The sequence below is a fragment of the Variovorax sp. F042 genome (assembly GCF_057814215.1).
The window spans coordinates 244,213-256,469 of record NZ_JBVASX010000009.1 but is presented as its reverse complement, the minus strand read 5'-3'; the positions used below and the strand labels follow the sequence as shown (position 1 = coordinate 256,469).

The 12,257-nt window shown below is 65.8% G+C and carries 10 protein-coding genes; 5 read left to right on the top strand and 5 right to left on the bottom strand.

Going from position 1 to position 12,257, the window contains the following annotated elements:
* From ACZYSP_RS25270 to psrA, 4 genes are all read right to left on the bottom strand, one after another.
* The coding region (locus ACZYSP_RS25270; protein WP_489017260.1) for an aldehyde dehydrogenase family protein at window positions 1-301 on the bottom strand (301 nt) is incomplete at its 3' end.
* Between the two features lie 23 nt (window positions 302-324).
* Window positions 325-1,551, bottom strand: a complete 1,227-nt coding sequence (gene phnA / locus ACZYSP_RS25265) for a phosphonoacetate hydrolase (RefSeq protein ID WP_097199662.1) — start codon at window positions 1,549-1,551, stop codon at window positions 325-327.
* 39 nt (window positions 1,552-1,590) lie between these two features.
* Complete coding sequence (locus tag ACZYSP_RS25260) at window positions 1,591-2,901, bottom strand: MFS transporter (protein ID WP_093058196.1); 1,311 nt, start codon at window positions 2,899-2,901, stop codon at window positions 1,591-1,593.
* Window positions 2,902-3,000: 99 nt separating this feature from the next.
* Complete coding sequence (psrA, locus tag ACZYSP_RS25255) at window positions 3,001-4,092, bottom strand: iron-containing alcohol dehydrogenase PsrA (protein WP_093058197.1); 1,092 nt, start codon at window positions 4,090-4,092, stop codon at window positions 3,001-3,003.
* Window positions 4,093-4,302: 210 nt separating this feature from the next.
* Between psrA and ACZYSP_RS25250 the strand changes: the two genes are divergently transcribed.
* The 5 genes from ACZYSP_RS25250 to ACZYSP_RS25230 all read left to right on the top strand — a co-directional run bounded on the left by ACZYSP_RS25250 (window position 4,303) and on the right by ACZYSP_RS25230 (window position 10,480).
* A complete protein-coding gene (locus ACZYSP_RS25250; protein ID WP_093058198.1) occupies window positions 4,303-5,181 on the top strand; it encodes a LysR substrate-binding domain-containing protein in 879 nt (292 codons plus the stop codon).
* A gap of 105 nt (window positions 5,182-5,286) precedes the next feature.
* A complete protein-coding gene (locus ACZYSP_RS25245) occupies window positions 5,287-7,098 on the top strand; it encodes an FAD-dependent oxidoreductase (RefSeq protein ID WP_093058199.1) in 1,812 nt (603 codons plus the stop codon).
* On the top strand, window positions 7,095-8,942 hold the full coding sequence (locus ACZYSP_RS25240) for a 2-oxoacid:acceptor oxidoreductase subunit alpha (protein WP_489017257.1): 1,848 nt from the start codon (window positions 7,095-7,097) through the stop codon (window positions 8,940-8,942). Before ACZYSP_RS25245 ends, ACZYSP_RS25240 begins: the two co-directional genes overlap by 4 nt.
* A complete protein-coding gene (locus tag ACZYSP_RS25235) occupies window positions 8,939-9,994 on the top strand; it encodes a 2-oxoacid:ferredoxin oxidoreductase subunit beta (protein ID WP_093058201.1) in 1,056 nt (351 codons plus the stop codon). The genes ACZYSP_RS25240 and ACZYSP_RS25235 overlap by 4 nt, the downstream gene beginning before the upstream one ends.
* A gap of 48 nt (window positions 9,995-10,042) precedes the next feature.
* A complete protein-coding gene (locus ACZYSP_RS25230) occupies window positions 10,043-10,480 on the top strand; it encodes a CBS domain-containing protein (protein ID WP_093078898.1) in 438 nt (145 codons plus the stop codon).
* Between the two features lie 274 nt (window positions 10,481-10,754).
* Here the strand turns inward: ACZYSP_RS25230 and ACZYSP_RS25225 are convergent, their stop codons facing one another.
* Window positions 10,755-12,233: a hypothetical protein gene (locus tag ACZYSP_RS25225; protein WP_489017254.1), complete on the bottom strand. Its 1,479-nt coding sequence runs from the start codon at window positions 12,231-12,233 to the stop codon at window positions 10,755-10,757.
* Between the last annotated feature and the right edge of the window lie 24 nt (window positions 12,234-12,257).

Sequence of the window (12,257 nt, the reverse complement as noted above, 5' to 3'; positions counted from 1 at the left end):
TGCGGCACAGGCCCGACTCCATCGTGATCACGCGCGAGATCTCGTCCAGGCGCGAGGCGATGATCTCGCCCGCGCGCATCAGGATCTTGTAGCGCTCGTAGCGCGTGAGGGTGGGCTTGTAGTCGCGCGCGATCTTGTAGGCCACCCGAACATCTTCGAGCGTGGCCTTGGGCACGGTGGCGATCACTTCGCCGGTGTAGGGGTAGGTGACGTCGATCGTGCGGTCGCGGTGAATCCGCTCGCCGGCAATGCGCAGGGCTTCGCGGTGAATGGTGCCTGGCTTCAGGGTGGCTTGGCTCATGGGGGAGTGCTCCGGGCGACGGTTTACTGGGCGTGGTTCAGCGCAAGGTCCAGCGCATCGAAGTTGCGCAGCCGGCGGCTGGCGGCAATGCCGGTGACCGGCCGGTTGCAGATCAGCGGCACGCGCTGCTCCGACACCCCGCCGTGCGAGCGCAGCGGCACTTCCAGCGCCGACAGGTCATGCCGGCTGGCCGAGGTGCCGATGACCGTGCTCTGCTCGCTGACCACCACGATGTCGCCGATGCGGTCGGGCGGCAGCTCGAAGCGCGCGGCCGCGTCCTTGCGCGAGAGCACCAGCTCCATGCCCGGCAGGCGCTGGATGCGCTCGATCCAGCCCGGCACGCGGGCCTCGTCGGGGGCGTAGACAGTGGCAAAGGAGCCCAGCGCACCGTGGTGCACCACGTACGGGTCGGTGATCGGCAGGATCACGCGGGCCTGGTCCTTGCCATACCAGTCGTCGAGCACGTCCTGCAGGTAGATGACCTTGGGCGCGCCGTCGGCGTCGTGCTTGTCGTTCATGCCGTGGTCGGCCGTGAGCACGATGGTGGCGCCCAGCGCATCGAGCTGCGCGAGGTAGCCGTCCATCATGGCGTAGAAGGCGTTGGCTGCGGGGCTGCCGGGGGCGGCCTTGTGCTGCACGTAGTCGGTGGTCGACAGGTACATCAGGTCGGGGCGGCGCGATTCCATGAGCTTCACACCGGCGGCGAAGACGAACTCAGACAGCTCTGCGCTGTACACCGAGGGCACGGGCATGCCGACCATCTCGACCACGCCGTCGATGCCGTTCTCCTCGATGGTGGCCTGGTCGGCCTTCTCCGAAGAGAAGCAGATGCCCTTCATGCGGTGGCCCAGCAGCTTGCGCAGCTTGTCCTTGGCGGTGACCACGGCAAGCGAAGCGCCCGCATCGGCGAAGGCTGCGAGCACGGTGCCTGCGCGCAGGTACTTGGGGTCGTTCATCATGACTTCCTGGCCGAGTTCGCGGTCGAAGAAGTAGTTGCCGCAGATGCCGTGCACGGCCGGCGGGGCGCCGGTGACGATGGACAGGTTGTTCGGGTTGGTGAAGGAGGGCACCACGCAGTCGGCCAGCAGGTCTGCTCCGGTCTTGCGCATGCGCTCGATGTACGGGGCTACGCCGGCTGCGATGGCCGCGTCCAGGTACGCAGGCTCGCAGCCATCGACGCACACCACCACGACGGGGCGGCTCATCCAGCGGTAGCTGCGGGCATTGACTTCCAGCGAGTCGGGTTTCATGAGAAGGGATTCCTTGGAGGTGAAGAGAAAAGGGCTCTTTCAGCGACGGATGAAGACCGCGATGAAGGCACTGATGAGGCAGCTGGCGGCCACGATCGGAAAGACCATCGAGGTGTTGCCCGAGTGATCCAGCAGCCGGCCGATCAGCGGTTCGCCGAGGCCCGCCAGCAGGTACGAGAAGAAGTTCATGACGCCGGTGGCGGTGCCCGAGCGCTTGGCTCCCACGAGGTCGGGGCACAGCGCCCAGAACGAAGAGGCGGGGCCGTAGACGAAGAAGCCTGCGAGGAACAGAAGCGCCAGCCCGCCGATGCTCGTGGGCAGCAGGTACATGCCGACGGAGGCGGCCGCACCCAGCAGCATGTACAGCACGATGGCCTTGTAGCGCTTCGAGCCGAAGACGCGGTCGGAGATCCAGCCGTTGGTGAGAGCACCGAAGGCCATGCCCACCGGCAGTGCGACCGAGATCCATGCGGGATCGATCATGCCGTCGGCCATCTTGCTCCAGTCCTTGCCGAGAAAGTGCACCGGCACCCAGACGATCAGCCCGTAGCGCGCGGCATTCTGGAAGCCGATGGCGAGTGCCGCGATGAGCAGCTTCGGGTTGCAGAGCACGGCCTTGTAGCGCGTCCACGAGCTTTCGTCGGGCGTGGTGTGCTGCAGGGACGCGGCCTTCGCGTCTTCCGCGTTGGCGATGCCGGTGTCGGGCGACTTGAACCCGAGGTCTTCGGGGCGCTCCCGGGCGATCAGGTAGAACGCGATGCCGCCCACCAGCATCAGCAGCACGGGCAGCCTGAAGATCCAGCGCCAGTCCAGGTGCAGCACGTTGACCACCACGATGGACGTGACGAACGACAGGACCGACGCGCATCCGGCAGCGAAGGTGTAGAAGCCGAAGACCTTGCCGCGCTCCCCGGTGCCCCACCAGTTCGACAGCAGGCGGCTGCCCGGCGCCCAGCCGAGCGCCTGGAAGTAGCCGTTGACGCCCCATGGAATCGCGAGCGTCTTGAACCCGACGGCGAAGCTCACGACCCAGTTGGCCGCGCAGGACAGGATGGCGCCCGCGGTCATCACGCGCCGGCCGCCGAACTTGTCGGCGAGGTTGCCGTTGATCGCCTGGCCGATGGCGTAGCACCACAGCAGGCTGGCCGAGGCCCAACCCAAGACCTCCTTCGACAATCCGAATTCCTTCTGCAGCCCCGGGATGGCGAAGCCGAAGGTCTGCCGGCCGGTATAGAAGAAGAGGTAGCAGAACATCGCGGCCAGCAGCATTCGCCACTGCGCGCGCCGGAATGAATGTTCGAGAGGCGGCGCGTACGCCCCGGCCTGCAGGCCTTGATTTGCCAATTGCATGTCTTTGTCTCCTGTTCTTGACGGACGTGGGTCCGTGGGACCGGCTCGAATGCCGGCATTTTTTTCGACGTTCTACAGATTCAATCGACTAACTGACTACTAGGCGGACACCGCCCCTATGAAGTTCTTGCCGCGCGCGCCATCCATGGCGCGCGCGATCATGGCCGCGGCTTCGCTGTCCGCCACGCCGTAGTCCGCGAACTCGGTCTTCACGCCGAGTCCCTGGAGAAAGTCTCGCAAGCGCCGGGCACCGGCGGCCAGGTCCGGCCCGAACAGGCGCTGCAGCGTGCGGTCCCGATCGGGAGAGCGGGCCCATGCCTTTTCAAGAACGATCGGCAGCGTGAACGAGCAGGCGATTCCATGTGCCAGGCCGTAGCGCAGCGTCATCTCGTACGAGATCGAATGGGCCAGGGCCGTCTTCGTGTTGGAGAACGCAAGGCCGGCCTTGAGCGCGGCCAGCGCCATGCGCTCGCGCAGTTCGATGTTGCCGAGATCGGCCCGCAGCGCCGGCAGGCACTCGAAGATATCCTGCACGGCGGAGATGGCGAAGGTGTCGGAGATGGGATTCGCGTTCACGTTCCACACCGACTCCAGCGCGTGGGAAAGCGCATCGAGCCCCGTCGACACGGTGGTGCCCGCCGGCACCGAAAGCATCAGCTCGGGATCGACGATGGCGGCCTCGGGCCAGGTGGCATCCAGGTGCAGCGAGTACTTCTTCTGCCGGGCGGCATCCCAGATCGTGGCCCAGGGCGTCACTTCGCTGCCGGTGCCCGCCGTCGTCGGCACCGCGATCAGCGGCTTGACGCTGGTGGGGGCAAAGGGCTTGCCGGTTGCCAGCAGGCCGACGAGTTCGTCGAACTGGCCGCTTGCCGTGCCCACCATCAGCGCCTTGGCCGTGTCGATGGCGCTGCCGCCGCCCACGGCGACGATGGCATCGCATGCTTCGGGCGATTGCCAGAAGCGGTTGTAGAGGTCGCTCAAGTGCGCCACGTCGGGATTGGGGCGCACGTCGTCGATCACGCCGAGCAGCGAGTCTTTCAGGAGCTCGCGGAGGCGGGCGACCAGTCCGAGCTCGCGGGCTTCGGGAAAGGTGACGACGACGACGCGGCGGCCGGCGAGGATCGTGGGCAGCCGCTCCAGACTGCCTCGGCCGCAGTGGATGGAAACGGGGTTGTGGTACGCGTGGGGCATCGGGTCTTTCGCTTCGGTTGTCTCGTATGGCGGCCAGTGTCGAAGCGGCCCGCCATGGCGTCCAATCGCATTTCCGGTGTCCGCATGGTCGAAAATCGATGGATGGCCCATGGGGGCATCGCGACCGGGAAAGCGCTCATTCGCGCCCGGGCGTGCTTGTGAGAGGCTTTCTTCCTGAAGGAGCCGCCGGCTTCGCCGGGGCCCGAATGCATGTTCCACCAGTACTACAAATCGATCAGATGCTTCCATGCCGTGGCGAAGACGGGCGGCTTCACCTCGGCGGCGCAGTACCTGCACATCGGGCAGCCGACGGTGACCGACCAGGTCAAGGCCCTGGAGGCCCGCTTCAACGTGGAACTGTTCCTGCGCAGCGGGCGCGGCGTGCGGCTCACCGCGGCCGGCGAGCGGCTCTATGCCATCACACAGGGCCTGTTCGGGCAGGAGGAGGAGGCGATGCTCTTCCTGGAGAGCGCGCGCAAGCTCAAGGTGGGGCTGGTGCGCGTCGGCGCGGTGTCGCCGCCCATTGCGCTGGAGCTGGCGCGCAACTTCAAGGAGGCGCATCCGTCGCTGGACCTGACGGTGTCGATCGGGTCGGAGGAGTCCACCCTCCGGGGGCTGCAGGACTTCTCCATCGACGTGGGCATCGTCGCCGAACCCGCGGCGGCCGAGGGCCTGCACATCGCGCCCTACCGCGCTGAGCGCATCGTCGCGGTGGTGCCCGAAGGTCATGCGTGGACGAAGCGCGCATCGATCACCACCCGCGACATCGAACACGAAACGGTCATCCTGCGCGAGCCCGGTTCCAAGACCCGGCATCGCGTCGAGCGCGCCTGTCTGCAGCAGAAAGTCAACCTGCACTGCGCCATGGAAATCAACAGCCGCGAGGCCATCCTGCACGCGGTGGCCAACGGAATGGGCGTCGGCTTCGTCACGCAGGTGGAGTTCATTCCGCTGCCGGGCCTGGCGGCAGTGGCAATCGACGATGAGCAGCTGTCGATCAGCTATTCGCTGTGCTGCCTTTCCATCCGCAGGGAGCGGCCGCTGATCGATGCCCTCTTTGCCGTTGCCCTGGAGGGGCAGGCCGGCTAGCTGCGGGATTTCACCAAGGTTGCGCTCCCGCCTGTGCGGCGCATACTGCGCCAGAGCCGCGCGTCGGCCCCTCCGGGGTCCCTGGCGGCTGGCAGGAGACACGCATTGCAGCGAACGAACATTGCCAACCCGGCCTATTTCCACAAGGTCGTCGATTGCCAGTACGCCTGCCCGGCGCACACCCCCGTCCCTGAATACATCCGCATGATCGCGCAGCGCCGCTACAGCGACGCCTACATGATCAACTGGGTGTCCAACGTCTTCCCCGGCATCCTGGGGCGCACCTGCGACCGGCCCTGCGAGCCGGCCTGCAGGCGAGGGCGGGTGGAAGAGGGCAACACGGGGGAGCCCGAGCCGGTGGCCATCTGCAGGCTCAAGCGCGTGGCAGCCGACATGAAGGACGACGTGCGCGCGCGCATGCCCAAGCTGGAGCCGAAGAACGGCAAGCGTGTTGCCTGCGTCGGTGCGGGGCCTGCCTCGCTCACCGTCGCACGCGACCTGGCGCCTTTGGGCTACGAAGTGACGGTGTTCGACGGCGAAGCCAAGGCCGGCGGTTTCATCCGCACGCAGATACCGCGCTTTCGCCTGCCGGAATCGGTGATAGACGAGGAGACTGGCTACATCCTCGACCTGGGCGTCGAGTTCCGCAGCGGCGAGCGCATCGACTCGATGACGGCTCTGATGGCGCAAGAGTGGGACGCGATCTTCGTCGGCTGCGGCGCACCGCGCGGGCGTGACCTGGATGTGCCTGGCCGACAGGAAGCGGCGGCGAGCATCCACATCGGCATCGACTGGCTCAACTCGGTTTCCTTCGGCCACGTCAGCAGCATCGGCAAGCGCGTGATCGTGCTGGGCGGTGGCAACACGGCAATGGACTGCTGCCGCTCGGCCCGCCGCCTGGGCGGCACCGACGTGAAGGTCATCGTGCGCAGCGGCTTCGCTGAAATGAAGGCCTCGCCCTGGGAAAAGGAAGACGCCCAGCACGAAGGCATTCCGATCATCGACTTCCACGTGCCCAAGGCCTTCGTCCACGAAGAAGGCAAGCTCTTGGGCATGCGCTTCGAGATCGTCCGCGCCGAGTACGACGACAAGGGCCGCCGCACGCTGGTGCCCACCGGCGAGCCGGACGCGTATTTCGAATGCGACGAAGTGCTGGTCGCGGTGGGCCAGGAAAACGCATTCCCGTGGATCGAGCGCGACTGCGGCATCGCCTTCGACAAGTCGGGCCTGCCGAAGCTGGACGAGAACACCTTCCAGTCGACAGTGCCCAACGTGTTCTTCGGCGGCGATGCGGCCTTCGGCCCCAAGAACATCATCACGGCCGTGGCCCATGGCCACGAGGCTGCGGTGTCGATCGACAAGCTGCTGCGTGCCGAGCCGGTCTACGTTCGCCCGGCGCCGATGACCAACCTGGTCTCGCAGAAGATGGGCATCCACGAGTGGAGCTACGACAACGACACCTCCAACGACCTGCGCTACAAGGTGCCGTGGGCCAAGGCCGAGACCGCACTGGCCAGCATCCGCGTGGAAGTGGAACTGGGCTTCGACGCCGCCACCGCCTTCAAGGAGGCCGAGCGCTGCCTGAACTGCGACGTGCAGACCGTGTTCACCGAAGCTGCCTGCATCGAATGCGATGCCTGCGTGGACATCTGCCCGATGGACTGCATCAACTTCATCGACAACGGCGAGGAAGTCGAGTTGCGATCACGGCTCAAGGCGCCGGCGCTGAACCTGGCGCAAGACCTGTATGTGTCCGGCGGGCTCAAGACGGGCCGCGTGATGGTCAAGGATGAAGACGTCTGCCTGCACTGCGGCCTGTGCGCCGAGCGCTGCCCCACGGGCGCGTGGGACATGCAGAAGTTCTTGTTGAAGATGACACCTGCCGGACAAGGGCATGCGCAGGAGGTGGCCGTATGAAGCAGATAGAGGCGGTCAACGACTTCGTCATCAAGTTCGCCAACGTCAACGGCTCGGGTTCGGCCTCTGCCAACGAACTGTTCGCCAAGGCCATCCTGCGCATGGGCGTGCCGGTGAGTCCGCGCAACATCTTTCCCAGCAACATCCAGGGCCTGCCGACCTGGTACGAAGTGCGCGTGACCGAGCAGGGCCATCTCGGACGGCGCGGCGGCACCGACATGATGGTGGCGATGAATCCGCAGACCTGGGAGGCCGACCTGGCCGAACTGGAGCCCGGCGGCTATCTCTTCTACGACAGCACGCGGCCGTTGCCGCCATCGAAGTTCCGCAGCGACGTGCGCGTGATCGGCATGCCGCTCACCGAAATCTGCAACGCCGTTTATCAGGACCCGCGGCAGCGCCAGCTGTTCAAGAACATCGTCTACGTGGGCGCCCTGGCCATCCTGCTTGGCATAGAGCCGGAGGTGGTCGAGAAGCTGTTCGGCGAACAGTACAAGGGCAAGGAGAAGCTGCTGGCCTCCAATGTGCAGGCGCTGCACCTGGGCTGCGATTTCGCGCGGGAGAACCTGCACGAGCCATTGGGGCTGCGGGTGCGGCGTGCCGACGGGGTCGGCAACCGGATCTTCGTCGATGGCAACAGTGCCGCCGCGCTGGGCTGCGTGTATGGCGGTGCCACGGTCGCGGCCTGGTATCCGATCACGCCGTCGTCCTCGGTGGCCGAGGCCTTCCAGAAGTACTGCACCAAGTTCCGCGTGGACCCGGCCACCGGCCAGCACCGCTTTGCCATCGTGCAGGCGGAAGACGAACTCGCATCGATTGGCGTGGTGGTCGGCGCCGGCTGGAACGGCGCACGGGCCTTCACCGCGACCTCGGGGCCGGGCATTTCGCTGATGAGCGAGTTCATCGGGCTGGCCTACTTTGCGGAGATTCCCGTCACGCTCATCAACGTGCAGCGCGGCGGCCCTTCCACCGGTATGCCGACGCGCACGCAGCAGGCCGACATCCTCTCGTGCGCGTATGCCTCGCACGGCGATACCAAGCACGTGCTGCTGTTTCCCGAGGACCCGCACGAGTGCTTCGAGCATGCAGCGGCGGCGCTGGACCTGGCCGACCGGCTGCAGACGCCGGTGTTCGTGATGACGGACCTGGACATCGGCATGAACCAGCGCCTGTGCGAGCCCTTTGCCTGGGACGACAGCAAGGCCTACGACCGCGGCAAGGTCATGAGCGCCGAAGAGCTCGAGGCGGGCCGCGACTTCGGCCGCTACAAGGATGTGGACGGCGACGGCATTCCCTGGCGCACGCTGCCCGGAACGCACCCGACCAAGGGCAGCTACTTCACGCGCGGCACGACACGCGATGCCTACGCCCGGTACTCGGAGCGCGGGCCGGACTACATCTACAACATGGAGCGGCTGCTGAAGAAGTTCGCGACAGCAGCCACGCTGGTGCCGCAGCCGGTGCTGAGGCCAGCCGCCGAAAAGACCAAGCTGGGCGTGATCTATTTCGGTTCGACCAGCCCGTCGATGCACGAGGCGTTGCAGGCGCTGGAAGAACGCGGCATCCATCTCGATGCACTGCGGCTGCGCGCCTTTCCCTTCCCGGACAGCGTGGTGCAGTTCCTGGCGCAGCACGAGCGGGTGTTCGTGGTCGAGCAGAACCGCGACGCACAGATGCGCAGCCTGCTGGTGAACGAACTGGACGCCGATCCGGCGCGGTTGATACGGGTGCTGCATTTCGACGGCACGCCCATCACCGCGCGCTTCATCGTCCAGTCGATCAGCGCGCATGTGCAACAACAGACGCAAGCCTCCGGCAGCACCGATAAGAAAGAGCCTGCATGACCTACCTTGCCAAGCCCCGGTTGCGGCACCCGACACTGGCCACCAACAAGGTCGGCTACACGCGACGCGACTACGAGGGAAAGATCTCCACGCTGTGCGCCGGCTGCGGCCACGACTCCATCTCCGCCGCCATCATCGAGGCCTGCTGGGAGCTGGACATCGAGCCGCATCGCGTGGCCAAGCTCTCGGGCATTGGCTGCAGCTCGAAGACGCCGGATTACTTTCTGGGCGCATCGCACGGCTTCAACACCGTGCACGGCCGCATGCCCAGCGTGCTGACCGGCGCCAACCTCGCCAACCGCGACCTGCTGTACCTGGGCGTTTCGGGCGACGGCGATTCGGCTTCCATCGGCCTGGGCCAGTTTGCCCACGCCATGCGGCGCGGCGTGCGCATGGCCTACATCGTGGAGAACAACGGCGTCTACGGCCTCACCAAGGGCCAGTTCTCCGCCACCGCCGACCAGGGCTCGAAGAGCAAGAAGGGCGTCGTCAACACCGACAGCCCGGTGGACCTCGTGGCCATGGCGCTGCAGTTGGGCGCCAGCTACGTGGGGCGGGGCTTTTCGGGTAACAAGGCGCAACTTGTGCCACTGATAAAAGGGGCGATCAGCCATGGTGGCTCCGCCTTCATCGACGTCATCAGCCCCTGCGTTGCCTTCAACAACCACCCCGGCAGCACCAAGAGCTACGACTACGTGCGAGAGCACAACGAGGCGGTGAGCCGCATCGACTTCATCAGCGGGCGAGACGAAATCGTCGCCGATATCGAACCGGGCGAAGTGATGGACGTACGCCAGCACGACGGCACGCTGCTGCGCCTGCGCAGCCTGCACCCCGACTACAACCCTGGCGACCGTTATGCCGCCATGGCCTACATGCAGCGGCACCACGAGATGGGCGAGGTGGTGACCGGCCTGCTCTATGTCGACCCGCTGGCCACCGACCTGCACACGGCGCTCAACACCAGCGACCAGTCGCTCAACGCGATGGGGCCTGACCAGCTTTGCCCCGGCGCCACGGCGCTGGAGCGGCTCAACGCCTCCTTGCGCTGAGCCGCTGTCGGCGGCACCATCCACGACGCCACTTCCGGAGGGTGCATCATGACCGAGCGCACTGTTTTCCAGTCCATCTCGCGCAAGCACGTGATCAGCCTGGGTCCGCAGGCGAACGTGCGCGACGCCGCATGCGTGATGACGCGTGCCAACTGCGGCAGCGTGCTCATCATGGACCTGCCCGACACGCTGCTGGGCATCCTGACCGAGCGCGACCTGATGACCCGGGTGCTGGCCAAGGGGCTGGACCCTGATCGCACGGCGGTGCGCGACGTGATGACGCCCAACCCTATCTGCGTGCCGCCCGAAACGCTGGTGTCCGACGCCGTCGCGCTCATGCTCGAACGGGGCTTTCGCCACCTGCCGCTGGCGGCGGGGGCGAAGATCCTGGGCGTGTTCTCGGTGCGCGATGCGTTGCCGCGGGAGATTGGGGCCGCCGTGAGCCTGAGCGAATTTCGGGAGCAGGTGAACGACGTGCTGGGTTGAGGCGCGGCGTTCGGTCCCGCTGCGACCGTTGCCGCCTAGAGCGCAACCGCGTCCGGAATCTCCTTGTTCGCCTTGAAGCAGGGCAGCGCCTCCATCTGCTTCCACGCCTGGAGCTGCGTGAAGTTCGTCTTGGGTCAGGCCTTGGTCCTGGTATTGAACTCGGCGCCGGGCAGCTCGGCCCGGACGACTTCGTACTTGTGCGTGAACTTGGCGCTCGCGGGCGCATTGAACAGCAAGCGCCGGAGCGGAGAACTCCTGAGAGACGGGGGTCTGGCTAATGCATGTAATCCAGGGTCCCGATCCGGGTCTGGAGCCGGGCGGCGATGCGGGTCAAGCCTGTGGTCGTTGCCACATCGGCGGGAACCTGGCGCTGCAGAACCTGCATCGCCGGCACGAGCGTGGCGCCGTGCGGCGGCGGGTCCTGCACGCTCCAATGGGTGCCGATCTCCGGAAATTGCATCAACCACTGCAGCAGCACGTCGATCTCTTTCTGATGGATGAAGTCGAAAGGCTCGGTTGCAGCAAACCTGTTCTGCGCCCAGAGCGGCCGTCCGCCTATTCGACCGCCGTCAGTGGGGCTTGCCGGAATCAGTCCGCCGACGAGATGCAGCTTCAGCGTGCTTGTGATGGGCACGATCGCGCGCTCCGCGCGTGCCTGTGCCGTCTTTTCCTGCTGCGTCGGCTGCGGCCCGACGAAGGGCACCAGGGGCGCATGCGGCCCCCGGGGGCCGCTCAGGGGCACGGCGAGAACATGGCCGGCGCCCGTAGTGGCCGATTGCGGAATTGCAAGCGGATGCCACAGGATCGCGTCCCACGTGAAGCGTGCGGTGGTGGACTCCGCGAGGTCCAGGATCATCAGGTTGATCGGCCATGCACGCGGGTTTCTCGCAGGCTCCGCGTGAAAGATCGCCATCGTCATGACGGGCAGCAGCAACTGCTTGCGCGCGTAGTCCTTGTCGTATCCAGCCGGGCTGGCGGCCAACGACGGGGACTCGCCCTTCATCAGGGAGCGGACCGCCTTGGCGATCACGGGGGAATGGCGTATCTCGCTCCAGGGGGCAGGCCGTGTGCCGCCATAGACGCTGTCGGTGCTCTTTGCATAGATGAGGCCCGGGTCGGCCACCCTCTGCGCGAGTACCTGGTACTGCGGGTCGTTGATTGCGTTCTTGGTGGCCCACTCCTGGAGGAGTTCTCTGTCCTTCGCATCGATGTAATCGTTGGGGTCGTTCGATGAAGCGCCTGGGGTTCTTGCCATCGCAATGAGGTGAGTGCTCAGGATGGATGCCGTCCAGGTTGGCGGAGGAGTGCCCGTCTGCTCGATTCGCAATGCTTTCCACGTCGCGTTGTCGACGTTGAGTGCAGCCCTGATTACTGTTATTGAGGTGACGGCATAGCCAAAGTGGAGATTGAGCTTTGGCAGCCTGCCGTATTTGGACCGGAATGCCTTGAGCGAACTCTCCAGGATGCTTGTGGATTGAAGGTATGCAGGCCCGACGTCGCCGACATACACCTTGTGGTTCTTGCTGATGAGCCTGCCCGCCATCTTGTAATAGACCATGCCCTCGCGCGTCGACGCGCGCCAGCGTGCGACCCAGTCACCGGCATTGGCCATGGTGTAGGGGGCCGCAGGCGTCCCGGCGCCTCCGGGAGCGCCGGCCAGCACCGCTTCCTTCATCAATCGCTCGCAGATGCCGAGCAGATGCAAACCATCGACATACAGGTGCTGACCGGTGCGCTTGAGGTGGCGTGGCATGTTGAAAGCTCCATCGAAGAGATC